Here is a 26,394-nt window from a genome sequence, read left to right as displayed (position 1 = left end):
CCCCCCACTCGGCTATCGCCAATAGCGCGCATCATCCACCACGCTGGCATGGCCCTCGAACAACGCCGGCAACTGCTCCTTGAGGTAGTCGATCCAGGTCCGTACCTTGGCATCCAGGTAATGGCGTGACGGGTATACCGCGTACAGCGCGTTCTCCCGCAGCCGGTACGGGGCCAGCAAGCGGCACAAGCGCCCCTGTTCGATCGCCTGGCTGGCGGTATAGAACGGCAGCAGGCCAATGCCCATGCCCAACTCGCTGGCCACCAGCATGGCGTCGGCAACGTTGGTGGAGAAACTGTCGCTCGGCGCGATCACGCACTGGTCCACCCCTTGCGGGAATACCCAGTCCCCTTCGTACATCGGGTAGGCCATGCGCAGGCAGCGGTGCTGGTGCAGGTCTTCCGGGCGCTCGGGTACGCCGTGGGCCTGCAGATAGCTGGGCGCCGCACACGGAATGCTGAAGATGTTGCCCAGCGGCACGGCGATCAACTGCGAGTCCGGCAGGGCCCCGTCTACGGTAATCACCACGTCATGCCCTTCGGCCAGTGGGTCGGGGTTGCGCTGCGACAGGGTCAGCTCGATCACCACCTCCGGGCACAGCGCGTTGTAGCCGGCCACCAGCGGCATCAGCAACAGCCCCAGGCCGTGCGGGCAATGCAGACGCAGGTGGCCACGCGGGGTCAGGTGCGCACCACGGGCTTCGCCCACCGCTTCTTCGGTCAGCAACAGGATCTGCCGCGAGCGCTCAAGAAATCGCTCGCCGGCCTCGCTCATGCGTAAACGCCGCGTCGTACGGTGCAGCAGGCGGGTCTGCAGCTGGTTTTCCAGCTCGGCAACAATGCGCGATACCTGCGCCGCGGAAATGTCCAGGGCGTTGGCAGCCGCAGCGAAGCTGCCGCATTCCACGACCCGGGCGAAGGTACGCATGGCATGCAGCATGTCCATGAATGGGCTCCTTGATCACATTATTCTTGCGCTATAGGCAGGAATCTATCACGGATCAGCCCATTTATTGTGGATGACCAATGAATGGATCATGAGTCATCCACTGAAAGGAGCCTGCCATGAAACGCTCGATCACTGTCCTTGCCATAGCCGCCAGCCTCGCCTCGTTCGGCGCTCTCGCCGACACCGCCAGCAGCCAGCCCGCCAGTACCCACTACGAATACGGCATGCCGCTGGACGTGGCCAAGGTCATTTCCATCACCCCGGCCAGCAACGCCGCCGACTGCCAGGTCGGCACCGCGCACATGGTGTATGTCGACCACCAGGGCCAGCAGCGTGAAATCGACTACCGGGAGATGGGCAACTGCTCGCAGCAATGACTCAGGCCAGGACTGTGTTGATCCAGCCCAGCTGTTGCCTGAAGTGGTCGAGCTTCGCTTGAGGCACCGCATCGCGAGCCCGCTCGAAGTTGGCCAGGGTCTGCTGCTTCTGCCGCAGCATGCGCCGCCACTTGACCAGGAACGCCTCGCTTTTCTCCTGCAACAGCAGCGGGCCGAAATACAGCTGTTCAGCGGTGTACGCCGCCGCACCTGGCTCGGCGACGATGATCTCGTAGTCGAAGCGGTTCTCCCGCAGCAGTTCCTCGTGGACGATGCGCAAGCCATTGTCCATCAGCCATTGGCGCAGCTCGCGCTCACCGCCATTGGGCTGGAGCACCAGGCGGGTGACGCCAGCCAGGCGCTGCTTGCCGGCTTGGAGAATGTCACACATGGTGTCGCCGCCCATGCCACAGATGCTCACCACCGAGATGCGGTCCTGCGGCTCGATCGCTGCCAGGCCATCGGCCAGGCGCACGCTGACCCGGCCGTCCAGGCCGTTCCTGCGCACGTTGCGCTGGGCCGAGGCGAACGGTGCCTGTGCCACCTCGCCGGCAACCGCTGCCGCCAGCACGCCACGCAACATCAGGGCCACCGGCAGGTAGCCGTGGTCCGAGCCGATGTCGGCCAGGCGCGCGTCTTGTGGCACATAGGCGGCCACGCGCTCCAGGCGCCTGGACAATGTATGTTCGTTCACGGTAAACCCCTGGCTTTGCAATGGGGCGCGATTGTGACGGCGAACGCCAGGCATTTCAAACACCGGGGCGCCCTCGACCGGGCCAGCGCGCTCGCGTAGGCTTGCCGCTTTCCTTCCGTTGCAAGGCACGATACACCATGGCAAATGCAGACATCATCTACACCCCGGACCCGGACGCCGAGTCGATCTCATCTGACGTCGCCGAATACAATGGCGTGCTGGTCACCACCCAGATCCCGACCCACGCCGATGGCAGCCTGGAGCTGGGTGGCATCGTCGAGCAAAGCGAGTGCACCCTGCAGGCGCTGAAGGTGGCGCTGGAAAAAGCCGGCAGCGGCATGGACCGCGTGCTGCACCTGACCATCTACCTGACCGACATGGCCGACCGCGCGGCATTCAACGAGGTGTACCAGCGCTACTTCAGCAAGCCCTGGCCAGTACGCGCCGCCGTGGGCGTGGCCGCGCTGGCGGTCGAAGGCATGCGCGTGGAAGTGACCGCGATGGCCGCCAAGCGCTGAGCGGTCCGTAACGCAAAATCCGTGCAGGAGCGGCCTGGCGTCGCGATGGGCCGCAACGCGGCCCCGGCGATATCGGCGGCGCAGCTGATGGCCTGGGGGCGCTGCGCAGCCCTTTCGCGACGCAAGGCCGCTCCTGCACAGGACTGTATCCGCTACCGACCTGCACCTCTGGGCAGCGCAATGATGTCGCCGTCCGCTTTCGCCGCTACAATGCCCGCCTAAACCGTGACAGCCCGAACCTATAACGACATGTCCCTTCCAAAGAATCACCTGGAACTGCTCAGCCCTGCCCGTGACGTTGCCATCGCCCGCGAAGCGATCCTGCACGGCGCTGACGCCATCTATATCGGCGGCCCGAGCTTCGGCGCGCGCCATAACGCCTGCAACGAAGTCAGCGATATCGCCGAACTGGTCGAGTTCGCCCATCGCTACCACGCACGCGTTTTCACCACCATCAACACCATCCTCCACGACAACGAACTGGAACCCGCCCGCACGCTGATCCACCAGTTGTACGACGCCGGCGTCGATGCCTTGATCGTGCAGGACCTGGGCGTGATGGAACTGGACATCCCGCCGATCGAGCTGCACGCCAGTACGCAGACCGACATCCGCACCCTGGAGCGGGCCAAGTTCCTCGACCAGGCCGGCTTCTCCCAGCTGGTGCTGGCCCGCGAGCTGAACCTGCAGCAGATCCGCGCCATTGCCGCCGAGACCGACGCCGCCATCGAGTTCTTCATCCACGGCGCGTTGTGCGTGGCCTTCTCCGGCCAGTGCAACATCTCCCACGCGCAGACCGGCCGCAGCGCCAACCGTGGCGATTGCTCCCAGGCCTGCCGCCTGCCCTACACCCTGAAGGATGACCAGGGCCGCGTGGTGGCCTTCGAGAAGCACCTGCTGTCGATGAAGGACAACAACCAGACCGCCAACCTGCGCGACCTGGTCGATGCCGGCGTACGCTCGTTCAAGATCGAAGGCCGCTACAAGGACATGGGCTATGTGAAGAACATCACTGCCCACTACCGCAAGGAACTCGACGCCATCCTCGAAGACCGCCCGGAGCTGGCCCGCGCCTCCAGCGGCCGCACCGAGCATTTCTTCGTGCCCGACCCGGACAAGACCTTCCACCGTGGCAGCACCGACTACTTCGTCACCGAGCGCAAGGTCGACATCGGTGCCTTCGACTCGCCAACCTTCACCGGCCTGCCGGTAGGTGTGGTGGAGAAGGTCGGCAAGCGCGACCTGCAGGTAGTCACCGAAGTGCCGCTGACCAATGGCGACGGCCTCAACGTGCTGGTCAAGCGCGAAGTGGTGGGTTTCCGCGCCAACATCGCCGAGCTGCGCAGCGCGTTCGAGGAAGACGGCGAGAAGCGCTACCGTTACCGCGTCGAGCCCAACGAAATGCCCGAAGGCCTGCACAAGCTGCGGCCCAACCACCCGCTGTCGCGCAACCTCGACCACAACTGGCAGCAGGCCCTGCAACGCACCTCGGCCGAACGCCGGGTCGGCGTGCACTGGCACGCGGTATTGCGCGAGCAGCGCCTGGCGCTGACCGTCACCAGCGAAGAAGGTGTGAACGCGCAGGTGGCGCTGGACGGCCCGTTCGGCCCGGCCAACAAGCCGCAGCAGGCGCTGGAGCAGTTGCACGACCTGCTCGGCCAGCTGGGTACTACGATGTACCACGCCGACAGCATCGAACTGGATGCCCCGCAGGCGTTCTTCATCCCCAACTCGCAGCTCAAGGCCCTGCGCCGCGAAGCCATCGAGGCGTTGACCGCGGCACGTGTGCAGGCGCACCCGCGTGGTGGGCGCAAGGCCGAGACCACGCCACCGCCGGTATACCCCGAGTCGCATTTGTCGTTCCTGGCCAACGTGTACAACCAGAAGGCCCGTGACTTCTACCACCGCCACGGGGTGCAACTGATCGACGCAGCCTACGAGGCCCATGAAGAGCATGGCGAAGTGCCGGTGATGATCACCAAGCACTGCCTGCGTTTCTCCTTCAACCTGTGCCCCAAGCAGGCCAAAGGCGTGACCGGCGTGCGTACCAAGGTGGCGCCGATGCAGCTGATTCAGGGCGACGAAGTACTGACCCTGAAGTTCGACTGCAAGCCGTGCGAAATGCATGTGATCGGCAAGATGAAGAGCCACATCATCGACCTGCCGACCCCAGGCAGCGCGGTGGCCCAGGTGGTCGGGCACATCAGCCCGGAAGACTTGCTCAAGACCATTCCACGCGGGCCGCATTGAGCGTAGCGCCAGCGGGTTCGCACGATCCTGCAAGGACCGGGCGAACCCGCCCTCAGCGTATCTGGTGCTTGTGCAGCAACCGATAGAATGTCGGTCGCGAAATACCCAGCACCTTGGCCGCCACGCTCAGGTTGTCACTGTGCCGGTTGAGCACGTCGCATAGCGCCTGGCGCTCGGCCCGGTGCTTGTACTCCTCCAGCGTGCCCAGTGGCGGTTGTGCCGGCTCGAGCGTATCCAGCCCCAGGTCCTGCGCTTCGATTTGCCGGCCTTCGGCAAGGACCAGCCCGCGGCGTACCCGGTTGGCCAGCTCGCGCACGTTACCCGGCCAGTCATGCCGGCCCATGGCCGCCAGGGCGTGGTCGCTGAACGACCGCGGGCGACGCCCGGTTTCCAGGCTGTAGAACTGGGCAAAATGGCTGGCCAGCATAGCCAAGTCACCATGCCGGTCACGCAGTGGCGCGGTGACAACCTGCAGGACGTTGAGGCGGTAGTAAAGGTCCTCACGGAAGCGCCCTTGTGCGATGGCCTTTTCCAGGTCCACATGGGTAGCCGCCAGCACCCGCACATCCACCGGGATCGGCTGGCTGCCGCCCACGCGCTCGATATGCTTTTCCTGCAGAAAGCGCAGCAGGTTGGCCTGCAGCTCCAGCGGCAGGTCGCCAATTTCGTCGAGGAACAGCGTGCCGCCGTGGGCGGCTTCGATGCGCCCGGTCTTGCGCTGGTGGGCACCGGTGAACGCCCCTTTTTCGTGGCCGAACAATTCCGACTGGATCAGGTGTTCGGGTATCGCCCCGCAGTTGATGGCGATGAACGGTTGCTCGCTGCGCTGCGACTGGCGATGCAGGGTGCGCGCGACCAGCTCCTTGCCGGTGCCGCTTTCACCACGGATCAGCACTGGCGACTCGGTGGGTGCCAGCTTGCCCAGCAGCTTGCGCAGCTCGCGGATCGGGCGGCTTTCACCCAGCAGCTCGTGGGTGGTTTCCTCGGCCTTGCGCACGCCCCTGCCGCGCAGGCGGGCCATGCCGAAGGCACGGCCCAGGGTGACCTGCACCCGGGATACGTCGAATGGCAGGGTGTGGAAGTCGAAAAACCATTCGCAGACAAAATCGCCGACCGCCGGCATGCGCAGCTGTTCGGCGCTGAGCACGGCAATCCATTCGGTGTTGCTGCGCGTGATCAGGTCCTTGACCGCATCCGGATGCCTCAGGTGGCTAGCCTGCAAGCGTAACAGGCCCACATCGCAAGGTTGATCCAGCGCGGCGCCGAGCCTGCAGCTGTCCACATCCCAGCCTGCGCTGCGCAGGCCTGGCAACAAGCGGTGGCAGTCGTCGCAAGGGTCGACGATGAGCAGACGGCGTTGGGCGGCTGGCTGTTGCATGACCGATCCTTGGCGCCAGTTTTTGGTTTTGTGAAATAAAACAGCAAGTTGTGGCGCCCGATTAACAGTAGCAACGAAGTTGACGGTGCCCAGTACCGTCTGTCTGCCGAATCATTTTTTTACAATCTGCCATGGGAATTTTCGCACTTTATCGACATCACATGGCGGCAAGGGCCGGGATGAAACACCGCCCTGAAAAATTTTTTACCAACCCTGTGTGACTTGCCCCCGGACATTGAGCATCAGTACACATAACCCCGCGCTGCACTTCGCGACCACTGAGGCGACTTTAAAGCAACGCGGACTTCATCTGGATGTTTGGGACCATAGAGAGACCGAACCATGAATGCCCCGCTCCGTGTCAACGAAGCACTGCTGATTGCCGACCACGCCTTCGAACCCTTCCAGTGCGTAGCCTGGGATGCCCCCAACGGTACTGGTGAACTGAGCCTGGCAGTGATCGACCGGACCAGCACCCGCATCGGCAGCAAGCAAGTGTCGTCGAGCATCTATTCCGACCCGGCCCAGTGGGCCAGCCTGATTGAAGAAGTGCGCGCGGAACTCTGCGAAAAAGGTTACGACCTGCAACCGTGGTCGATGCCGAAATAATATAACCCGGCAAAAACCAAGTGCGTGCTTGCCACGCACTTGTATAACTTCCTCAGTTGCTGTTCTGGCAACGCTGCTTGTTGCGACATTGTGTCGCGCCGGTACTTTTCACTCCCGGATCTTGAACTGTTGCAAGTGCTGATAATCCGCTTGCAGTTGTTCCGCCAGACGCTGCGCGCGCCCCAGGCGCACCGGCGCCATTTCCATATCCACCAGCAGCGTGGTGCACGGCATCGGCTGTACACCATTGCAATGCTGCAGGCGGCCATCGGTAAACACCAGGCAACGCAACGCTTCCTGCGGGTGGGCGCGTTGCCGCGCCTGGAGCCAATGCCGGGCCTGTTCCAGTGCGGCAAGCAACGGCGTTCCGCCACCGGCACCCAAGGCGTGCAGCCACGGCTGCAAGGCGGCCGAAGCCTTCAGGCCGTGACGTTGCCACTGCGGCGTGCGCCCGCTGGCAGTCAGCAGGGCCAGCCTGGCGCGCTGGCGGTACGCCTGGTCGAACAGTGTCGCCAGCAGCCCCTTGGTCTGCGCCAGCGCCTGGTGGCGCCGGGTCGAGGCCGAGGCATCGACGATAACCAGCCACAACTCGGCTGGCCTGGCCTGGCGCAGCTGCCAGCACAGGTCCTGGCGCAGCCGTGGCCGGCCCTTGAGCAAGGTCGGCAGCCAGGCCACCCGACCGCTGGCGGCATGCCGCGCACGGCCCGTGCGGGTACCGTGCTGCTTGCCTGCGCCTGCTTTGGCATCCGGCCCCTTGGCAGTTGGCTGGGGGATGCTCAGGGCTTTTTTGCCCAGTTCGGCACCTCACGGCGGGCGCCGCTGGCGACCGGCTGCGCCGGCAATGCCCCCCAGTCGCCCTGCCCGGCCTGTTCACCCGGGTTACCGGCACCCTGCGGCACAGGCTGCTGCCCAGCTTGCGACGGCGTCGAAGGCGGGTTGGCCTGGGGAGTAACCCGGCGACGATGGCGCAGGGCGAACTCGGCCACCGCCTCGACATCGGCCTCTTCGATGGCTGCAGCACCGCGCCAGGCGCAGTGCGCGCGCGCAGCCCGCAACCAGACCAGGTCGGCACGCAGGCCATCGACCCCGGCGGCATAGCAGCGCTCGGTGATCCAGGCCAGCGCCTGGTCGTCCAGGGCGATATCGGCCAGGGCGTGGCGGGCGGCCTGGCAGCGTTCGCGCAATTGCGCCTGGGCCGGGGCCCATTGCGCACAGAAAGCCTGCGGGTCGCTGTCGAACGCCAGGCGGCGACGAATGATCTGTTGACGCGCTGCCGGCTCGGGCAAGCCTTCCAGGGCCACGTTCAGGCCGAAGCGGTCGAGCAGCTGCGGGCGCAGTTCGCCTTCCTCCGGGTTCATGGTGCCGATCAATACGAAGCGGGCACTGTGCCGGTGCGAAATGCCGTCACGCTCGACCCGGTTGGTACCGCTGGCCGCCACGTCGAGCAACAGGTCGACCAGGGTGTCGGGCAGCAGGTTGACCTCGTCGACGTACAGCACGCCGCCATCGGCCTGGGCCAGCACGCCCGGGGAAAACTGCGCCTTGCCCTGCCCGAGCGCAGCATCCAGGTCGAGAGTGCCGACCAGGCGTTCCTCGCTGGCCCCCAGCGGCAGGGTGACGAACGGCCCCTCCCCCAGCAGGTCGGCGAGGCCACGGGCCAGGGTGCTCTTGGCCATGCCACGCGGCCCCTCGATCAGCACACCGCCGATCTTCGGGTCGATAGCCGTCAGGCACAGCGCCAGCTTGAGGTCGTCGGCAGCGACCACGGCGGCCAGCGGAAATTGCACGGGTTCACTCATTTCAAGCCTGTTCCTCGCCGTCGAGCAGTTGCTCCTCGAGGGCTTCGCGGTAATCACCCGGCGCCTGCCACAGGCCGCGTTGCTGGGCCTCCAGCAGGCGCTCGGTAAGGTCGCGCAAGGCCTCGGGGTTGTGCTCGCGCATGAAGTTGCGGGTCGCCGGGTCGAGCACATAGGCATCGGCCAGCGACTGGTAATGATGGTCGTCGATCAGGTGCGTGGTGGCATCGAAGGCAAACAGGTTGTCGACCGTCGCCGCCATCTCGAACGCGCCCTTGTAGCCATGGCGCTTGACCCCGTCGATCCACTTCGGGTTGAGTGCACGGGCGCGGATGACCCGGTTCAGCTCTTCCTTGAGGGTACGGATGCGCGGTCGGTCGGCCTGGCTGTGGTCGCCGTGGTAGCTGGCCACCGCCGCAGCGGACAAGGTTTCCGACGCCGCCAGCATGCCACCCTGGAACTGGTAATAGTCGTTGGAGTCGAGCAGGTCGTGCTCGTGGTTGTCCTGGTTCTGCAACACCGCCTGCACCCTGGCCAGGCGCTGGGCGAACTGGGCGCGGGCCGGTGTCCCGTCGTCGCTGCCGCCGTAGGCATAGCCGCCATGGTTGAGGTAGACCTCGGCCAGGTCGTCGCGGCTGTGCCACAGGCGCCCGTCGATGGCGTTCTGCACCCCTGCGCCATAGGCCCCGGGTTTGGCGCCGAACACCCGCCAACCAGCCTGGCGCGCAGCCTGCTCGGCATCCAGCCCTTGCGCCTGCAGCGTGGCACGCTCGCTGCGCACCCGGGCAGCCAGAGGGTTGAGATCGTCCGGCTCGTCCAGCGCAGCGACCGCCTGCACAGCGGCATCGAACAGGCGAATGAGGTTGCCGAAGGCATCGCGGAAAAACCCGGAAACGCGCAAGGTCACGTCCACCCGCGGGCGGTCGAGCAGGCTCAACGGCAGGATCTCGAAATCGTCGACACGCTGGCTGCCACTGGCCCAGACCGGGCGTACCCCCATCAGTGCCATGGCCTGGGCGATGTCGTCGCCACCTGTGCGCATGGTCGCCGTGCCCCATACCGACAGGCCGAGCTGGCGCAAGTGGTCGCCATGGTCCTGCAGGTGACGTTCGAGGATCAGGTTGGCCGAGGCGAAGCCCAGGCGCCAGGCCGTGGTGGTGGGCAGGTTGCGCACATCCACGGTATAGAAGTTACGACCGGTGGGCAGCACATCCAGGCGCCCACGGCTGGGTGCACCACTGGGGCCGGCAGGCACGAAACGCCCTGCCAGCGCGGCCAGCAGGCCGCTGATTTCGGCGTTACCGCAGGCGTCCAGGCTGGGTGCCACCGTTTCACGCAGGGCCTGCACCACGTCATGGACCGGTTGCCATTCGCCCTCTGCCGGTAACTGTACGGTGCCATCCAGTGCCTGCTCGATTACCTGCAAGGCCAACAGTTCGAGACGTTCGCGGGTGTCGCCACAGGTACGCCAAGGTTCGTCGCTCAGGGCCAGCAGTTGCGCGGGTCGCACGCCCTGCCACGGCTGGCCGAGGTCACAATCGAGCGGGTCGAAACCCGGCACCAGCGCCTTGGCCAGCACGCGCAGCAGGCTGGCATTGCCGCCGCGACCATCGCCCCGCTCGACCCGTAACAGCGCCAGCAGGGTATCCACGCGCAGCCGCCCTTGCGGCGACTGGCCGAACACATGCAGGCCATCGCGAATCTGCGATTCCTTCAGGTCGCACAGGTAGGTGTCCAGGCGCGGCAGCCACACGGCGGCATCATCCAGTTGCCCTTCCAATTGCAATTCGCGGTCGATGTGGTTGGCCTTGACCAGTTCGAGGATGTCGCGCTGCAGCTCGCGGGCACGCCTTGGGTCGAGCAGTTGCGCTTCATAGAATTCATCCGCCAGTTGTTCCAGATGGCGCAACGGGCCGTAGGTTTCGGCGCGCGTCAGCGGCGGCATCAGGTGGTCGATGATCACCGCCTGGGTGCGCCGTTTGGCCTGGGCGCCCTCGCCGGGGTCATTGACGATGAACGGGTAGATGTTCGGCAGCGGGCCGAGCAACGCATCCGGCCAGCATTGCGCTGACAAGCCGACGCCCTTGCCGGGCAACCATTCGAGGTTGCCGTGCTTGCCCACGTGGATCACCGCGTCGGCGGCAAAGGCATGGCGCAGCCAGAAGTGAAACGCCAGGTAGCCGTGGGGCGGCACCAGGTCGGGGTCGTGGTACACCGCGCTGGGGTCCACCTGGTAGCCGCGGGCCGGCTGGATACCGACGAAGGTCAGGCCGAAGCGCAGGCCGGCCACCATCAGCCGGCCACTGCGGTACATCGGGTCCTGCTGCGGCGGCCCCCAGCGTTCCAGCACGGCCTGGCGGTTGGCCTCTGGCAGGCGCTCGAAGGCAGCCTGGTAATCGGCCAGGCTCAGGCTTTGCGCGCAGGGGCGCAGGTCCAGCTGGTCAAGGTCATTGGTCACACCACCCAGCAGTTGCTGAATCAGTTGCGTGCCGCTGCCCGGCAAATCGGCCAACGGGTAACCTTCGGCCCGCAGCGCCTTGAGGATGTTCAACGCAGCCGCTGGCGTGTCCAGGCCGACACCGTTGCCGATGCGGCCATCCCGGGTCGGGTAGTTGGCCAACACCAGGGCCACCCGCTTCTGGGCATTGGGCAAACGCGCCAGCTCGACCCAGCGGCGGGCCAGCTCGGCGACGAAATCCATGCGTTCGGGGTGGGCACGGTAGCAGACCACGTCGGACTGGCTGCGCTCGCTGCGCCAGGCCATGTCCTTGAAACTGACCGGGCGGGTGATGATGCGCCCGTCCAGTTCCGGCAAGGCAATGTGCATGGCCAGGTCGCGCGCGCCCAGGCCTTGCTCGCTGGCTTCCCAACCGGGCTGGTTGTCCTGCGCGCAAATGGCCTGGAGCACCGGGATGTCGCGACGGAACGGGCGCAGGTTGGGCCGTTCGGGGCTGGACAGGGCAAAGCCTGTGGTATTGACCAGCACCTCGGCGCCAACCTCGTCCAGCCAGGCTTCGACCTGTTCCAGGCATGCGCTTTCCTTGAGGCTGGCCACGGCGATCGGCAAGGGGTTGAGGCCGGCAGCCTGCAGCCGTTGGCAGAACACGTCGATGAACGCGGTATTGGCCGCCTGCAGGTGCGAGCGGTAGAACAGCAGCGGTGCCACCGGCTGTTCGGGGTGCCACTGCGGGTACCAGTCCTCCAGCGTGGCGCTGCCCTTGGCCGGGTGATACACGGCGGTGCGCGGCAAAGGCTGCGGCTCGTCCCAGGCATAGTCGCGGCCCAGCCACTGGCTGGCCAGGCAGTTGAACAGGTTGATGGCATTGGCCTTGCCGCCCTGGCGCAAGTAGTGCCAGAGGCGCTCGGCCTGCTCGCCGCTGACACTGCCCAGGCTGGTCAGCTCCGGGTCCGGGCGGTCGTCGCCCGGCACCAGGATCAGTTGCACGCCACGGCCGGCCAGTTCGACCAGTTGCTCGACGCCATAGCGCCAGTAACCGACGCCACCGTGCAGCGACACCAGGATGACCTTCGCATGGCGCAGTACCTGGTCGACGTACAGGTCGACCGAGGCATGGTTCTGTACCTGCATCGGGTTGGCCAGGCGCAGGCTGGGGTAATCCTCGGGCAATTGCTCGGCGGTATCGGCGAGCAATGCCAGGTGCGAATCGCCGCTGCAGAGAATCACCAGCTCGGCGGGCGTCTGGCCGAGGTCGGCAATGCTGTCATCCGGCACGAAGCCGCCGGGCTGGGTCCGCAGCAGGTGCATGGGTCAGGCGCCCAGTGCCTGGCGCAGGCGCGCTTCCAGCTGGGCGGCGTCGAGGTCCTGGCCAATCAGCACCAGGCGGGTGATGCGCGGCTCGTCGGCGCGCCAGGCGCGGTCGAAGTGCTTGTCGAAACGGGTACCCACGCCTTGCACCAGCAGGCGCATCGGTTTGCCGGGGATGGCAGCGAAGCCTTTGGCGCGCAGGATGCCGAACTCCACCACCAGCTGGGTCAGGGCATCGAGCAGCAGGCTTTCGTCGGCTTCGGGCAGGTCGATGGAGATGGAGTCGAAGGCGTCGTGGTCATGATCGTCATGGTCATCACCGTCATGGTGGGAATCATGGTGGGTACGGCGGCCATCGATGTGCGCCTCGGACTCGGCGCCCACACCCAGCAGCACCTCCAGCGGCAGCTTGCCGCTGCTGGCCTCGACAACCTTGACCGCCGGAGGCAGTTCTTCGGCCACCTCGGTGCGGACCTTGGCCAGGCCTTCGGCGTCGATCAGGTCGGCCTTGTTCAGCACCACCAGGTCGGCGCTGGCCAACTGGTCGGCGAACAGTTCGTGCAGTGGCGACTCGTGGTCCAGGTTGGGGTCGAGCTTGCGCTGGGCATCGACCTGGTCCGGGTAGGCGGCGAAGGTGCCGGCGGCCACCGCAGGGCTGTCGACCACAGTGATCACCGCGTCGACTGTGCAAGCATTGCGGATTTCCGGCCACTGGAAGGCTTGCACCAGCGGTTTGGGCAGCGCCAGGCCGCTGGTTTCGATGAGGATATGGTCCAAGTCGCCACGGCGTGCCACCAACTCGCGCATCACCGGGAAGAACTCTTCCTGCACGGTGCAGCACAGGCAGCCGTTGGCCAGTTCGTAGACCCGACCGCTGGCTTCTTCCTCGGTGCAACCGATGCTGCACTGCTTGAGGATTTCACCGTCGATGCCCAGTTCGCCGAACTCGTTGACGATTACCGCGATGCGGCGGCCCTGGGCGTTGTCGAGCATGTGCCGCAGCAAGGTGGTCTTGCCCGAGCCGAGGAAGCCGGTGACGATGGTGACGGGGAGCTTGGCCAGTGTTTTCATGTCGCATTGCCCTTGGCAGATTGGCGCGGGCATGCAGGACGACAGCCGCAGGCCAGGCCGGCCGGGCTTGTTCGCCACCGGATCACCCCGCCCGGTTGAAAGTCGAAAACGTGCCGAGGCAGGTCTCCTGGCTCGCACCGTTCCAGTTGCTCGCCAATGCGGCAGGCTGGCGGGATGACGCCTTCCCGCGCGCGGGCGCAGTGGCTGTGTCGATCCGTTGTCGGTGCTTACAGTTGCGGGGGCAGCCGCGGCTTGTACCGCGTTCCCGTCTTAGCTTCGGCCTGGCCGAAGAACCTCGAAGTGGCAAGGCTACGCAGTGGTTGGCGGGTGGTCAACCATTGCCGCTGGGGCTTGCCTCGATATGTTCAGCGCCTGGGAGTTTCGTGACTGGCCGTTCCCGATCTGCCGCGGATGTATTATGGTGGCGTGGTGCGCATATAACAGCAGCCCGAGTGATTGGGCACTTGCAAGACAATGAGGGTGTCATGAGCAACGAAAGCATTAATTGGGACAAGCTGGGTTTCGACTACATCAAGACCGACAAACGCTACCTGTCCGTATGGCGCAATGGCGAGTGGGACAAAGGCACCCTGACCGAAGACAACGTGCTGCACATCAGTGAAGGCTCCACGGCCCTGCACTACGGCCAGCAATGCTTCGAAGGCCTCAAGGCCTACCGCTGCAAGGACGGTTCGATCAACCTGTTCCGCCCGGACCAGAACGCCGCACGCATGCAACGCAGCTGCGCCCGCCTGCTGATGCCGCAGGTGCCGACCGATGTGTTCATCGAGGCGTGCAAGCAAGTGGTCAAGGCCAACGAGAAGTTCGTCCCGCCACATGGCAAAGGCGCCCTCTACCTGCGCCCGTTCGTGATCGGCACCGGTGACAACATTGGCGTGCGCACCGCCCCCGAGTTCATCTTCTCGATCTTCGCCATCCCGGTGGGCTCGTACTTCAAGGGTGGCATGAAGCCGCACAACTTCCAGATTTCCAGCTTCGACCGCGCGGCCCCGCAAGGCACGGGCGCGGCCAAGGTCGGTGGCAACTACGCCGCCAGCCTGCAGCCGGGTGCCGAAGCGAAGAAGGCCAATTTCGCCGACGCGATCTACCTCGACCCGCTGACCCACACCAAGATCGAGGAAGTCGGTTCGGCCAACTTCTTCGGCATCACCGCCAACAACGAGTTCGTCACGCCGAAATCGGCCTCGGTGCTGCCAGGCATCACCCGCCTGTCGCTGATGGAACTGGCGCAATCGCGCCTGGGCCTGACCGTGATCGAAGGCGATGTCGAAATCAACAAGCTGGACCGTTTCGTCGAAGCCGGCGCCTGCGGTACTGCTGCGGTGATTACCCCGATCGGCGGCATCGAGTACAACGGCAAGCTGCACGTGTTCCATGACTTGGAAAAGGTCGGCCCGGTTACCCAGAAGCTCTACAACGAGCTGACCGGCATCCAGAGCGGTGATATCGAAGCACCGGCAGGCTGGATCGTCAAAGTCGCCTGAGGCGCCTTGGCGGAATGAAAACGGGGCATGCCAGCGATGGCATGCCCCGTTTTTTGGCATTCAAGGAACTTGCGCGCGCCTACAGGGTGCGTGTCGGGCTGGTGACTGGTGCAGCACGGCGCTGCAGGAACAGGTGCCGTGCCCTGTCGAACGCCCAGTTGTACAGCACGGTGTAAGGCAGGATGATCACGAAGAAGCCCAGCTCCACCATGAACGCCTGCACCAGGGAGATATCCAGCATCCACGCCGCCAGCGGCAGGCACCAGACCACCAGCCCCGCCTCGAAACCCAGGCCGTGCACGAACCGTGCGCGGGCCGTCCAGTGGATCCGCTCAAGCCGTACATGGCGATCGACCAGCGCGTTGTAGACCATGTTCCACAGCATCGCGATCAGCGACAGCAGCACCGCCAGCATCCCTGTCGTTGCCAGCGACTTGCCCATGATCCAGGACAACAGCGGCGCACACAGCAGCACGGCGAACACTTCATAACCAACGGCATGAACCAGGCGTTCAATGAAGGAAACGTTTTTCATGGCAAAGCCCATCATATTGCTTGAGTCGTGCTTCCCATTTTCTTTGTTAAAACTGATACTCGCGACATAGCTACCATCGGTTTTATCAATACCATGCGCTACTCACCCGAAGCTCTGCTCGCCTTTGTCGAAGCCGCATCGCTGGGCTCGTTCTCCGCGGCAGCGCGCAAGCTGCGTAAAAGCCAGTCCACCATCAGCATCGCCATCGCCAATTTCGAGGCTGATATCGGCTGCCCATTGTTCGACCGCAGCGGTCGCCACCCCACCTTGAACCAAGCGGGCCGGCAAGTGTTGAGCCATGTCGAGGCGATTCTCGATGCCAGCGCCCAGCTTGATGCCTTGGCGGTACGGCTGGCGGAAAAGGTCGAGGCATTGGTGTCGGTGGTGATGTCGGACAGTTACAGCGTCACCTTCCAGGGCGCGCTGATGGCCCGCTTTGCCGAGCGTTATCCGCATACCGAACTGCGCTGCGGCCCGTCCGAAGATGCCGATGTCATCGAGCTGATCCAGCAGGGCCTGGCGCAGATCGGCATCCTTGCCGCGCAACCTGGATACCCCGCAGACGTGGCCGTCGCCCGCTTGCCGGAGCAGGCGGAGTTCGGTGTGTACGTGGCCAGCGATCACCCGTTGGCGAACCGGGCTCCGTTGCAAATGCAGCACCTTGAAAGCACGCGCCAGCTGTACATCAGGACCTATGCCCCCAGCCCGCATCAAGGCCGCGGCCAGGCCTGGTCGGCGCCGGACTACCTCACCCTGCTGGAGTTCGCCGTGCGCGGATTCGGCTGGGCCGAACTGCCCAGGGCGCTGGTGGCGCGGTTTGGCAACGGGTTGCTGGAGCTGCAGGTGGCCGGTTACCCACGGCGTGTCGCCATGGATGTGGTCTGGTCAGGCAGGCAGACGCTGGGGCCTGCTGGGCAGTGGCTGGTGCGGCAGATGTTGAGGCAGTAGGCGGATCGCGCCGGCAGCCAGCCGAAGCTGCTGGGCAGCCCGCTCGCACAAGAGCGCTAAACCGAAGATTCCTACGATGTTTTAGGAAGCTTGTTGCTCGCCCTTCAGCCCTGCCGCCACCCGGCGAACCCAGAGACCACGACGACGTGCTTTGGCGTGAATTCGCTCTGCGTTTGGCCCCGAAGGTGAACTGGCCGGTCGACATGGACCTGGAATCGCGAACCGCGCCCTGAACCCTCACGGGACTCGCCCCCTCAATCCTCCGCCGGCACCTCCACCACCTTCCAGCTGTCATCCGGGTCGAAGCGCTTCATCTGCCTGGCCAGGTGGTCACCTTGCGGCCCGAGGTCCTTCTCGAACACCTCGCCGTCATGGCTGATCATGAAGCTCATCACCCCGCTGTCGTCGTACTTCGCCGGCCAGGCGACCATGGCAAAGCCGCGGCTCATGTGCTTGCCGATCAGGTAGCTGTAGGCACCGCCGGGGGCGGATGGGCCTTGTGCGTCGAGGATGCGGAAGTGGTAGCCATACCACGCGTCGCCGACCACGTCCTGGCCAAACAGCGGGCCCAGTGGGCTGACTTGCCCGTCGCCGTCATCATCCCAGTACAACCCGTCATGCTTGCCAGGTTCGCTGAAGATCTTCTGCGCATATTCCAGCGCGCCGTCACCGTTACGGTCCTGAGTGGCGTAGTCCATCTGCGCGTCGTGGTAGGCCAATAGTGATTGCATGGCCCCCAACTCGTTGCGGCCAATACGCCGGGCGCGGATTTCGGCACTGCCGGCCTTGAGGTCGAAGCGCCAGCCCTGGCTACCTTGAGTTAGCGGGATGGGCAGCGTCCAGTGTTCACTGCCCACCGCGAGGATGGCCTTGCCATCCCCCGACCTGTCGATGCTGTGCTGCGCGCGATACTGCTCCAGGAACGTGTCCACGTCACTGCGTTGCACACCGCCGCGCGGTATGTAGATACGCCAGTCATCGCCCAGCAGCTGGGCCAGACGGGCTTCATCGGGTTTCTCCTCGCCCAGCGCCGCAACGAAGGCGTCCACGGCCTTTTCTGGCGTGGCGAAGGCTTCCTGCGCCGCAGCCACGGTTGGCCAAAGCAGACCCGCTGCGATTAGCAGCGCCGCTATCGATAGACGGTTCATCGACGGCCACCTCCCCCGCGGCGTACAGGCGCACTGGGCCGGAAGATCGTGTGCCCGGCGGCACGCGACGCGCCTGGCCGCTGGGCGAACGACTGGCTGGTGCGACCACGGCTGGCCTGCATGCTGGTGCGCGACGGCGCTCGCACGCCATCAAAGGCATTGTTGCGGGCCCGACCGGCACTGCTGCCGGGCCGGTTCTGCGCGAGTTGCCGCGCCTGGCCTTCACCCTGCCTGCGCGGGGTCACCTGGTTGTTCTGCAGGCGCGCCTGAGTGCTGCGAGCGTCCTGACGGCGCTCGGCTGCCCTGGTGTCGTTGGCACGCGTTTGCAGGCGGTTGCCCACCGTATTGCCTGCTTGCGCCTCGCGCATCTGCTGGCGCGCCTGGCGATTGCTGGTGGCCGGCCGTTCGATACCAGCCCGGTCCATGGACGCTCGGGCCTTGTCGCGGGCCTGGGCGCGCTGGGCGTCATCACCACGGAAGGCGGTACGCTGGCTGGCACCGTCGAGCTGGCGACCATATTGCTGCCGGCTGCGGGCATCGCGGTACGGCACGCCGTCGCGGTTGGCGGCGTTGTGCTGCCATTTGTTCTGGGTGTTGCTGATGCGGTTGTTGGCATTGATGTTGTTGTAGCGGTCGACGTCGATATCGATGTCGTGGTTGTCCCAGTCGCAGTCCCCCCACAACGAGGCGACGATCGCCACGCCGGTACCAAAGGCCAGGCCGGCAACCAGCGCGGAACCGGGGTAGTACATGGGCGGCGGCGGGTAATACGGCGGCGGCGAGGCTGGGTAGGCCCAGCTGCCATAAGCAGTGGTTGGGTTATAGCTGGGCACGTACACCACTTGCGGGTCGGCCGGCTCGATGACGATGGTGGTGGGCGGGCTGCTGGCCGCGACCACCTGGGTTGTGCCACTGCTGGCGGCCGGCGCTGGTGCCGGGGCGGCCTGCACGGTCACGTTCTGGTACTGGTTGCTCTGCAGGTTACCCGCCGCCTGGGCCTGGTGACGCAGGCGCTGCACGCCGCCCATGACATCGTCGGGCTGCGCGAGGAAGGCATCGCCCAGCCGCTGCACCCACACCGGGTCCTGGCCCAAGGTGGCCAAAACCTGGGGGAAGGCCACCAACGCTTGTACGCTGGGGTCCCAGGGCTGGTTCGCCACCTGCTTGACGGCCGCGTCACCAGAGGCCTTGGGGTTGGCCTTGGACCAGCTCACCGCTTCGCTGACCTGCCCAGGGTAGGTGGCGGCCATCAGCACCTGGGCCAGCAAGGCATCGGGGTACAGGGCAATGGGCGCGAGCATCTGGTCCAGTTGTTCCTGGCTGAACACCGGGTCCTTGGCCACCACCGTCTCGGCTTGCGGTGCCGGGTCCGGGGCGGGTACGTCTTCTGCCGACACCGGGCCAGGCATTGCGCTCAGATACAGCAGCACCGACAACACCATTGACAATGGCTTGCGCATCGCTTCTCTCCACGAGGCCGGACCGCGTGGGTTAAGGGTAGCAACGGCCATGCTTTTGGCCAGATGCACAGGCGCAAACTTTTCATGCACCAAAGTTGCCAGCTGCAGCAGCTCGTTACCGGCCTCTTCGCGGGTGATGCAGTGCCCATCCAGGTCCTTGGAGAAGGCACCTCAACCCCCCAGGGCAATGATCGCCAGGATCAACGCCGCCCCGACAGCCGCCAGGACCACTCCGGTCAACTGGGTGCGACCACCGGAATACCGCGCCAGCAGCCAGCCTGCCAGGTACAGCATGGCCAGGGCCACCAGGTGAGATACGCGGATGGCCGTGGCAGTGGTATCGATCAGCAAGAACGGGATCACCACCGGGAACGTCGCCACCACCACCAGCAGGAACGTGGCCAGGGCGGCCTTGAAATCGTCCAGCCCCAGGCGGGCCGGTATCGGGCGGGCGGCATCCCGCAGCATACGCTCGCGCAGCACTTCAAGCCCGTCCTCATCCAACGCCAGGCTGATGCGCGCCGGCAACGCAGCGGCAATCAGCCTGCGCGCCTGGCGGCCCTCGCCGGCCTGCATGCGGGCCAGCAGCGTACGGCTGCGGGTGCGCTCGGTCCAGGTGCGCAGCAGGTAGATGACTGCATCGGCCAGGCCCCAGGCCAGGTTGCAGCCGAACGCGGCAATCAGCATCAGCCGGGCATCTTCGCGCCCCGCCGTGGCTACGCTCAGCGAGCCGATGAAGGTCATGGCCATCAACAGCCCGAAGATCACTTCGGTAATACGGTCAATCGGCTCCAGCACTCCCCATTTGCGCGGTTGCTCGTCTTGCCCCATCACGCCCTCCCGGTTCTGCAGGAACCATCGATAGTCACTATCAAGAACGGCAATTTCTGCCCAATGGCCTGGCCGAATACCCTGGCTCCATCGACTTGACCTTCACCACACCGTTCCTGGAGCTACCCGATGAACACCCTGGCCCGCCTGCTGTCCGCCACCCTTGCCACTGTTGCGATCGCCAGCGCCAGCGGCTGTGCCAACCACCCCGAACTGCGCCCCTACAGCGCCGAAGAAACCCGCCAGCTGCAACTCGAGGCGCTGCAACGGCGTGGCCTGTCGCTGGACGATTACGAGCAGCAACGGCGGGTGATCCAGCGTGCCGGCAGCCTGCCTGTGGTGACCGAAGCCACCGACAGCGACGGTTCGCGCAACGGCTGAACAGGCCCGCCAGAGGTTCCCTCCGTCCTCCCGCACCGGTATGCTTTACCGCTCAAGCACAAGCCTTCCAGGATGGAGACCATGACCAGGCCCCTTCTGTTGTTGGGTGCGGCACTGCTGTTCTGCCCTGTGCTGCTGGCCCAACAGATCAAACGCGAACTGGGCGATTTCGACTTCACCCTCGGCACCAGCCCCTCACGCAGCATGGCCCAAGGGCTGATCTCGCCCACGGCGATCGGTGCGTTCCACGGTGGTCTCGACTTCAACCACCCCAGTGGCTGGTACCTCGGCCAATACGCCCCAAGCATGGGCGTGTCACCTGATTCCACCCTGCGCCTGGACAGTTACCTCGGCTACAAGCAGCGCTTCGACAGCAGCCTGGGCTACGAGGTGGGGTTGATCCAGTATAGCCAGCCAAACATCGCCGGCTCCGACAGTTATGCCCTGTACGGTGGGGTGTCGGTACTGGGCAGCCGTTTCGGTGGCGCGCTGCGCGACAGCCCTGACCATCGCACCGGCACGCTGTTCGCCGATTTCGGCCAATTGCCGCTGTTCGGCGTCGAGCTCACCGCCAAGCTCGCTCATCACCGCCTGGGCCAGCCCTTCACCCTTGGCGATGGTAGCCAGGTGAACGGCTTTTCCGATTGGTCGCTGGCGTTGTCCCGGCCCTGGCTTGGCATTGACCTGGACCTGATCTACAGCGACTCCAACCTCAGTGGTGGCGCTTGCGATGCGTATTCCGGCAGCAACAGCTATTGCGACAGCATGGTCACGCTGAAGGCGCAGCGCAGGTTCTTCTAGCGTTTTCGCACCAGGGCCAGGGCTATGCCGCCGAGCACAACGACGCACGCCAGCAGCAAGCGCAACGACAACGTTTCACCGATCAGGGCAACCCCACCCAGTGCGGCGATCACCGGTACGCTTAGCTGCAAGGTTGCCGCCTGTTGTGCACTGATCTGCCTGACCACGCTGTACCACACGGCATAGCCGGCACCTGATGCCAGGACGCCGGAGCCCAGGGCAAACAACACGCCCAATGGGGTCACCTGCAGCTCGGCGCCCAGTAACAGCATCGGTGCCAGCAGTACCAGGCACGGCAAGCTCCGGGCGAAATTGCCAGCAGTGTCCGCCAGCGGCCTGGGCGAGCCTTTGCCGAGTAGCGAATACACCCCCCAGGACACGCCGGACGCCGCCATCAGCAAGGCACTGGCCAAGGGTGGCGCTGCGCTGCCGGGCAACAGCAGCAGCAAAAGCCCGGCAAAGGCAATCAGCATGCCCAGCAACATCCGCGCGGTAATCCGTTCACCGGAGTACCAGGCGAAACCGAACATGGTGATCTGCACTGCACCGAACAACAGCAACGCACCGGCACCGGCGCCCAGTTGCAGGTACGCGGCAGAAAACAGGAACGCATAGAGGAACAAGGCCAGGCCACCCCGCCAGCTGCCGCCCATGGCCAACACCGGCTTGCGCAGGCGGATCAGGACCAGCAAAAACAGTGCGCCACTGGCCAGGCGCACCACCGTGAAGGATGCCGGGTCGATGGCGCCATCCTTCAGCGCCAGGCGACAGAACACCGAGTTGGCAGCAAAGGCCACCAGGCTGAACAGTGCAGGCCACAGCCAGGGCCGGGCCTTGCGGTGGTAGAGCGTGGTGGTGCCGGTACTCATGGTGTGGTCACCTCTGAGAAGGAATTGTTGTTATAGCGGCCATGCTGATCTGACCAGCACCGATATACAACAGCCTGTTCCGTTGCCGCCACCAGCGCATCGTCGGCGCTACAGCGCTGCCACCGCCTCAATCTCCACCAGCATGCCGTCCAGCGCAAGCCGCGCTACCGGTATCAACGTGCAGGTCGGTTTCAAGTGCGGGCCCCAAGCCTTGTCAGCCTCGGCGACCCACTCCCGCAGGCGCGTTTCGGAGTGGTCGACGATCAACAGCGTCAATTTGAACACCTGGGCCAAGTTGGCTCCTTTTGAGGCCAGGGCCACTTCCAGGTTGGCCAGCGCCTGGCGTGCCTGCTCGGCGAACAGCGGCGACAGCTGCCCGTCGCGGCCTTCCCCGCCCTGGCCGGCGATGAACAGCAGACGGGTGCCGGCCCGGACCTCGGCGACATGGGAATAGGCATTGTCGCTGGGGTCGTACAGGCCTTCGGGATTGCTCAGCTGGAACGCGGTTGAATGGGTCACGGTCAGTCCTCGATTGGTTGAAAGCGTGACGCAGTATCGGACCTCGAGTTAACTCGAGGTCAAGGGCGATCAGGCGCCCCCGCGCCTGATGCCGATCAGCTTATTTTTCCTCCAGTACCGCCCTGCCCTTCACCGCCCGCGGCCCGCGCCAGGCCCAGAACAGCAGGCCGGGGAATGGCGCGTAGACCACGAACACTACCCACAGCATCTTGCGCTCGGCGCGCCGGTCACTGCCGATGATGTGCCAGATGGCCCAGATTTCCAGCACGATCACCAGCATGGCGACGATGAACCAGATCGTTCCAATTTCCATGAGCATCCTCCCAATGGCATGTAATGCATTTGGGTTTCGGAGGACGCCCGGGGTTCAGATTTATTTGTCCAGGCTCACCGACAACAAGGCCGCCCCCGGCCGGCTTCAGTGGCGGGGTGCATTTTCCAGCGCCGCCTTCAACGCCGCCGCATCGGCAAACGCCTGCTGGCTCACCAGCTTGCCCTGCTCCAGCTGCAGCCACTGCACCTGGCCGTCCTGCCCGGGATAACGGCTGGCTACCCGCCCATCACGGTCAAGCAGCACGCGGTAGTGGTAGTCACGCATGGCGGGAATGGCGAACAGCTTGCTGATCAGCGCCGGCATGCGCTGGATATCGGCGACGAATACCGCATCGCGCGCTTCCAGGTAACCCTTGGGCTGGTCGGCCAACGCCGCCTTGACCAGCTTGGCTCCGTCCATGTCGCGGGTTACCAGCAGGATATGCGTGCCGACATCGAGGCTGTAGGCCTGGTCGTATTGGTCGAGCAACGTCCACGGTGCGAGCTTTTCGCCCGGTTCCAGGGCATTGGCCAGCAGTGGCATCAGGCAAAGCAACACGGCAGCGGCGTATTTCATCAAGGCATCCTCAGTGGCGGGAGCATCAGCATAACGGTAACCGACCCAGCCAGACAGCTTGCCTGAACACGACCTCGAATATGCCAGCGCCACCCACGAGATTGTCTTTCCAACGGCCACCCGCCACACTCTCCAGGCCAGCCCGGAAGCGGAGTCCAGAGTGCCCACGCCACGCCAGTTCAGCAAGAAGACCAGTACCAGCAACATGCTGCGGCTGAAGTCCAACAGCGCAAGTGCCCAGGCCCCTTACCGGGTCGATTTCGTACTGCTCGAACACTTTTCGATGGCCAGCTTCACCGTGGCCATGGACGTGCTGGTCACGGCCAACCTGCTGCGTGCCGACAGTTTCCGCTTCACCCCGCTGTCACTGGACGGCGACCGTGTGCTCAGCGACCTGGGGCTGGAGCTGGTGGCCAGCGAAATGTCTGCCGAGGCGTTGAAGGAACTGGACCTGTTGATTATCTGCGGCGGCTTGCGCACGCCGCTGAAATACCCCGAGCTGGACCGCCTGCTGGGTGACTGCGCTGCTCACGGCATGGCCTTGGGCGGCCTGTGGAACGGTGCCTGGTTCCTTGGCCGCGCCGGGGTGCTGGACGATTATGGCTGCAGCATCCACCCCGAACAGCGCGCCAGCCTGTGTGAACGCAGCCCACAAACCCGCATCACCCCGGCCAGCTTCACCCTCGATCGCGACCGCCTCAGTGCCGCCAGCCCCAATGGCGCCATGGAGCTGATGCTGGGCCTTGTGCGCCGGCTGTATGGCGACGGCTTGGCCGAGGGCGTGGAAGAGATCCTGTCGTTCTCCGGCGCGCGCTACCGCCAGGTTGGCCCAGGGGCGAAGAAATCCATGAGCCTGCACCTGCGCACCATCGTCGAGCTGATGGAGAACAACCTCGAGGAAACCCTCAGCCTCGACCAGCTGGCCGTCTACAGTGGGCGCTCGCGCCGGCAGATCGACCGCCTGTTCCAGGCCCAGCTGGGTACCTCGCCGCGGCGCTACTACATGGAGTTGCGCATCACCAAGAGCCGCCGCCTGCTGCAGTACTCCGACCTGTCGGTGATGGAGGTTGCAGTGGCCTGCGGTTTCGTCTCGGTATCACACTTCAGCAAGTGCTATGCGGCGTACTTCGGCTACCCACCATCGCGTGAGCAGCGACTGGGCGAATGACGGCCCGCCCAGGCATCCAGAAAATACCGATCAGGCGCGGATATAGCGCAGCACTGCATCACAGATCATGGCTTTGTGGCGCTGCTTGACCTCGTCAGCGGCGAGGTCGATCTGGAAGATCTCGCCAAAGGTATGGCGATTCGATACCCGGTAGAAGCAGAACGAACTCATCAGCATGTGCAGGTCGATGACCTCGATGCCGGCGCGGAACACACCTTCCTCGACACCCCGGCGCAGGGTATTGCCCAGGGCCTCGAGCACCAGGCTGCTCATTTCGCGGATCGCCGGCGACTGCTTCACGTACTCGCCATAGTGGATGTTCTCGGTACAGATGATCCGCACGAAGTCGACGTTGTGGTCGTGGTGATCGAAAGTGAACTCCACCAGCCGGCGGATCGCCTGCTCGGCCGGCAGCGACTCCAGGTCCAGGCTCTGCTCGGTCTTGCGGATATCCCCGTACAACTTGACCAGGCACTCGCAGTACAGCTGCTCCTTGCTGCCGAAGTAGTAGTAGATCATGCGCTTGGAGGTGGCGGTGCGCTCGGCGATGGCGTCAACACGAGCACCGGCCAGCCCTTGCTGGACGAACTCGTGGATGGCGGCCTGAAGGATGTCCTCACGCGTTTTCTCGGGGTTGTTCTTGCGCGTCTTGCGCCCCCCTTCGATTTCAGGCTGGCCGAGGCTGACTACGGAATCACTCATACCCACTCACAGGCTGTTCATTGGATTGCCCGGATTATCCGTGAGCAGGGCCATACAGGGAAGCGCGCCGTTGGTATGGCGGCCAGACGCTTTCCGGGCCGCTGACGCGTCGGGCACATTTCACATAAAACAAAATGATATGTAAATGACTAAACATTCTAACGAAATGGAATATAAAAATTGAAAGCCCAACGCCAGCTCCTTAGTCTGGACGCACCGTTTCCCTACCGACTCAAGGAGCAATGCCCATGCCCAACCGTGCTTTCTCCCCCCTACGCCGCCTGCTGCTCGGCGGTCTGCTGGCCAGTGCCGCCAGCGCCCTGCTGCCTTGGTCGCAAGCCTTGGCCGACGAGGCCAGGACACTGCGCATTGGCTACCAGAAGTTCAACAGTATCAACATCCTCAAGGGCAGCGGCGCCCTGGAGAAGGCTCTGGCACCACAAGGCGTAACCGTCAGCTGGCATGAGTTCGCCGCTGGCCCGCAACTGCTCGAAGCGCTGAGCACGGGCGCCATCGACCTTGGCCATGCCGCCGATGCCCCCTCGGTATTCGCCCAGGCCGCAGGCAAGCCGGTGGTGTACCTGGCTGCCGAGCAGCCCTACCCACGTGGCATCGGCCTGGTGGTGCGCGAGCAGGATCACCTGGCCAGTGTCCAGGACCTCAAGGGCAAGCGCGTCGCCACGGGTCGCGGCTGGAATGCCCAATACCTGCTGGCGGTTGCGCTGGAGCAGGCCGGCCTCAGCTACCGTGACATCACTCCAGCCTACGTCAACAACGCCGCCGATGCCGTGGCCGCCCTGCAATCAGGCAGCGTCCAGGCCGTGACCCTGTGGGACCCGTTCCTGGCTGCGGCAGAAAGCCAGCCAGGCCTGAAAAACCTGCGCGACGGCAGCGGCCTGTCCAACAACCGCACCTTCTACCTGTCCACCGCCAGCTTCGCCGACCAGCACCGTGACCTGCTGAAAACCTTCTTCAGCGAACTGGGCAAGGTCAGCCAGTGGGCCAATGCCAAGCCTGATGAAGTCGCCGCGCTGCTGGCCCCCCAACTGGGGATCAGCGCCGACGTGCTGCAAGTGGCCAGCGAGCGCCGCAACTACAACGCCGTGGCGATCACCCCGCAGATCGTGGCCGAGCAGCAGAAGCTGGCCGATACCTTCCAGGGCCTGGGCCTGATTCCGCGCAGGCTGCAGGTGGCCGATGCGGTCTACCCGGCTTCCGTGCTGCCTTGAAC

At 64.8% G+C, this 26,394-nt stretch carries 26 protein-coding genes and 1 riboswitch; of the genes, 10 read left to right on the top strand and 16 right to left on the bottom strand.

Going from position 1 to position 26,394, the window contains the following annotated elements; translation table 11 throughout:
• Positions 1 to 12: 12 nt before the first annotated feature.
• Positions 13 to 945, bottom strand: coding sequence for a LysR family transcriptional regulator (locus JKP78_RS00960; RefSeq protein WP_170030162.1), 933 nt, complete (start codon positions 943 to 945; stop codon positions 13 to 15).
• A gap of 119 nt (positions 946 to 1,064) precedes the next feature.
• Between JKP78_RS00960 and JKP78_RS00955 the strand changes: the two genes are divergently transcribed.
• Complete coding sequence (locus tag JKP78_RS00955) at positions 1,065 to 1,325, top strand: DUF2790 domain-containing protein (protein WP_186676700.1); 261 nt, start codon at positions 1,065 to 1,067, stop codon at positions 1,323 to 1,325.
• Position 1,326: 1 nt separating this feature from the next.
• Here JKP78_RS00955 and JKP78_RS00950 read toward each other — a convergent pair whose 3' ends face one another.
• Positions 1,327 to 2,019: a tRNA (adenine(22)-N(1))-methyltransferase gene (locus JKP78_RS00950; RefSeq protein ID WP_200625855.1), complete on the bottom strand. Its 693-nt coding sequence runs from the start codon at positions 2,017 to 2,019 to the stop codon at positions 1,327 to 1,329.
• A gap of 137 nt (positions 2,020 to 2,156) precedes the next feature.
• On the opposite strand from JKP78_RS00950, the gene JKP78_RS00945 reads away from it, so the two are divergent.
• Positions 2,157 to 2,537 (top strand): RidA family protein, encoded by a 381-nt coding sequence (locus JKP78_RS00945; protein WP_186676698.1) that lies wholly within the window; start codon positions 2,157 to 2,159, stop codon positions 2,535 to 2,537.
• A 249-nt stretch (positions 2,538 to 2,786) separates the two neighbouring features.
• On the top strand, positions 2,787 to 4,787 hold the full coding sequence (locus JKP78_RS00940) for a peptidase U32 family protein (protein WP_186685723.1): 2,001 nt from the start codon (positions 2,787 to 2,789) through the stop codon (positions 4,785 to 4,787).
• A gap of 52 nt (positions 4,788 to 4,839) precedes the next feature.
• Here JKP78_RS00940 and JKP78_RS00935 read toward each other — a convergent pair whose 3' ends face one another.
• On the bottom strand, positions 4,840 to 6,165 hold the full coding sequence (locus JKP78_RS00935; protein WP_200625854.1) for a sigma-54 dependent transcriptional regulator: 1,326 nt from the start codon (positions 6,163 to 6,165) through the stop codon (positions 4,840 to 4,842).
• A gap of 342 nt (positions 6,166 to 6,507) precedes the next feature.
• Here JKP78_RS00935 and JKP78_RS00930 point away from each other — a divergent pair, with 342 nt between their 5' ends.
• Positions 6,508 to 6,774 carry a hypothetical protein gene (locus JKP78_RS00930; RefSeq protein WP_186676691.1) on the top strand — a complete coding sequence of 89 codons (267 nt, stop codon included), beginning with the start codon at positions 6,508 to 6,510 and terminating at the stop codon, positions 6,772 to 6,774.
• Between the two features lie 108 nt (positions 6,775 to 6,882).
• Here JKP78_RS00930 and JKP78_RS00925 read toward each other — a convergent pair whose 3' ends face one another.
• The 4 genes from JKP78_RS00925 to cobW form a co-directional block, all read right to left on the bottom strand.
• Positions 6,883 to 7,449, bottom strand: coding sequence for a vWA domain-containing protein (locus JKP78_RS00925; RefSeq protein WP_186685719.1), 567 nt, complete (start codon positions 7,447 to 7,449; stop codon positions 6,883 to 6,885).
• A 101-nt stretch (positions 7,450 to 7,550) separates the two neighbouring features.
• On the bottom strand, positions 7,551 to 8,573 hold the full coding sequence (locus JKP78_RS00920) for an ATP-binding protein (protein ID WP_186685717.1): 1,023 nt from the start codon (positions 8,571 to 8,573) through the stop codon (positions 7,551 to 7,553).
• Position 8,574: 1 nt separating this feature from the next.
• Complete coding sequence (gene cobN, locus JKP78_RS00915; RefSeq protein WP_200625853.1) at positions 8,575 to 12,336, bottom strand: cobaltochelatase subunit CobN; 3,762 nt, start codon at positions 12,334 to 12,336, stop codon at positions 8,575 to 8,577.
• Positions 12,337 to 12,339: 3 nt separating this feature from the next.
• Entirely contained in the window at positions 12,340 to 13,407 is a 1,068-nt protein-coding gene (cobW, locus tag JKP78_RS00910) for a cobalamin biosynthesis protein CobW (protein WP_186676679.1), read from the bottom strand.
• Positions 13,408 to 13,507: 100 nt separating this feature from the next.
• Positions 13,508 to 13,720, bottom strand: a riboswitch (cobalamin riboswitch).
• A gap of 151 nt (positions 13,721 to 13,871) precedes the next feature.
• Here cobW and JKP78_RS00905 point away from each other — a divergent pair.
• Positions 13,872 to 14,912, top strand: coding sequence for a branched-chain amino acid aminotransferase (locus tag JKP78_RS00905; RefSeq protein WP_267912363.1), 1,041 nt, complete (start codon positions 13,872 to 13,874; stop codon positions 14,910 to 14,912).
• A 79-nt stretch (positions 14,913 to 14,991) separates the two neighbouring features.
• On the opposite strand, the gene JKP78_RS00900 is transcribed toward JKP78_RS00905, so the two are convergent.
• A complete protein-coding gene (locus JKP78_RS00900; protein WP_186685712.1) occupies positions 14,992 to 15,447 on the bottom strand; it encodes a multidrug/biocide efflux PACE transporter in 456 nt (151 codons plus the stop codon).
• 93 nt (positions 15,448 to 15,540) lie between these two features.
• Here JKP78_RS00900 and JKP78_RS00895 point away from each other — a divergent pair, with 93 nt between their 5' ends.
• Positions 15,541 to 16,395 (top strand): LysR family transcriptional regulator, encoded by an 855-nt coding sequence (locus JKP78_RS00895; RefSeq protein ID WP_200625852.1) that lies wholly within the window; start codon positions 15,541 to 15,543, stop codon positions 16,393 to 16,395.
• A gap of 254 nt (positions 16,396 to 16,649) precedes the next feature.
• Here the strand turns inward: JKP78_RS00895 and JKP78_RS00890 are convergent, their stop codons facing one another.
• From JKP78_RS00890 to JKP78_RS00880, 3 genes are all read right to left on the bottom strand, one after another.
• Positions 16,650 to 17,543, bottom strand: a complete 894-nt coding sequence (locus JKP78_RS00890) for a DUF2950 domain-containing protein (protein WP_170030176.1) — start codon at positions 17,541 to 17,543, stop codon at positions 16,650 to 16,652.
• Positions 17,540 to 19,003 (bottom strand): DUF3300 domain-containing protein, encoded by a 1,464-nt coding sequence (locus JKP78_RS00885; RefSeq protein ID WP_186685710.1) that lies wholly within the window; start codon positions 19,001 to 19,003, stop codon positions 17,540 to 17,542. Before JKP78_RS00885 ends, JKP78_RS00890 begins: the two co-directional genes overlap by 4 nt.
• A gap of 171 nt (positions 19,004 to 19,174) precedes the next feature.
• Positions 19,175 to 19,834 (bottom strand): hypothetical protein, encoded by a 660-nt coding sequence (locus tag JKP78_RS00880; RefSeq protein WP_200625851.1) that lies wholly within the window; start codon positions 19,832 to 19,834, stop codon positions 19,175 to 19,177.
• Positions 19,835 to 19,963: 129 nt separating this feature from the next.
• Here JKP78_RS00880 and JKP78_RS00875 point away from each other — a divergent pair, with 129 nt between their 5' ends.
• Both JKP78_RS00875 and JKP78_RS00870 read left to right on the top strand, forming a co-directional pair.
• A complete protein-coding gene (locus JKP78_RS00875) occupies positions 19,964 to 20,215 on the top strand; it encodes a hypothetical protein (protein WP_186685706.1) in 252 nt (83 codons plus the stop codon).
• Positions 20,216 to 20,296: 81 nt separating this feature from the next.
• Entirely contained in the window at positions 20,297 to 21,016 is a 720-nt protein-coding gene (locus JKP78_RS00870) for a TorF family putative porin (protein ID WP_186685704.1), read from the top strand.
• On the opposite strand, the gene JKP78_RS00865 is transcribed toward JKP78_RS00870, so the two are convergent.
• The 4 genes from JKP78_RS00865 to JKP78_RS00850 all read right to left on the bottom strand — a co-directional run bounded on the left by JKP78_RS00865 (position 21,013) and on the right by JKP78_RS00850 (position 23,293).
• Positions 21,013 to 21,885, bottom strand: a complete 873-nt coding sequence (locus JKP78_RS00865) for a DMT family transporter (protein WP_186685701.1) — start codon at positions 21,883 to 21,885, stop codon at positions 21,013 to 21,015. The genes JKP78_RS00870 and JKP78_RS00865 overlap by 4 nt on opposite strands.
• Positions 21,886 to 21,993: 108 nt before the next feature.
• Positions 21,994 to 22,404: a RidA family protein gene (locus JKP78_RS00860; RefSeq protein ID WP_186685699.1), complete on the bottom strand. Its 411-nt coding sequence runs from the start codon at positions 22,402 to 22,404 to the stop codon at positions 21,994 to 21,996.
• 100 nt (positions 22,405 to 22,504) lie between these two features.
• Positions 22,505 to 22,717: a PLD nuclease N-terminal domain-containing protein gene (locus tag JKP78_RS00855; RefSeq protein WP_186685698.1), complete on the bottom strand. Its 213-nt coding sequence runs from the start codon at positions 22,715 to 22,717 to the stop codon at positions 22,505 to 22,507.
• Positions 22,718 to 22,822: 105 nt separating this feature from the next.
• Entirely contained in the window at positions 22,823 to 23,293 is a 471-nt protein-coding gene (locus JKP78_RS00850; RefSeq protein ID WP_186685697.1) for an FAD/FMN-containing dehydrogenase, read from the bottom strand.
• A 160-nt stretch (positions 23,294 to 23,453) separates the two neighbouring features.
• Between JKP78_RS00850 and JKP78_RS00845 the strand changes: the two genes are divergently transcribed.
• Entirely contained in the window at positions 23,454 to 24,461 is a 1,008-nt protein-coding gene (locus tag JKP78_RS00845) for a GlxA family transcriptional regulator (RefSeq protein WP_186686033.1), read from the top strand.
• Between the two features lie 30 nt (positions 24,462 to 24,491).
• Here JKP78_RS00845 and JKP78_RS00840 read toward each other — a convergent pair whose 3' ends face one another.
• The gene (locus JKP78_RS00840) at positions 24,492 to 25,163 is read right to left on the bottom strand and encodes a TetR/AcrR family transcriptional regulator (RefSeq protein ID WP_200625850.1); all 672 of its coding nucleotides are present in this window, start codon (positions 25,161 to 25,163) and stop codon (positions 24,492 to 24,494) included.
• Positions 25,164 to 25,411: 248 nt separating this feature from the next.
• Between JKP78_RS00840 and JKP78_RS00835 the strand changes: the two genes are divergently transcribed.
• The gene (locus tag JKP78_RS00835) at positions 25,412 to 26,392 is read left to right on the top strand and encodes an aliphatic sulfonate ABC transporter substrate-binding protein (RefSeq protein WP_186685695.1); all 981 of its coding nucleotides are present in this window, start codon (positions 25,412 to 25,414) and stop codon (positions 26,390 to 26,392) included.
• Positions 26,393 to 26,394: the final 2 nt, after the last annotated feature.

Origin of the sequence: Pseudomonas sp. LAM2023 (assembly GCF_016620375.1) — a bacterium.
Classification (GTDB): domain Bacteria; phylum Pseudomonadota; class Gammaproteobacteria; order Pseudomonadales; family Pseudomonadaceae; genus Aquipseudomonas; species Aquipseudomonas anuradhapurensis.
Note: the sequence above shows the minus strand (reverse complement) of the source record. Positions and strands in the feature narration are given on the sequence as shown.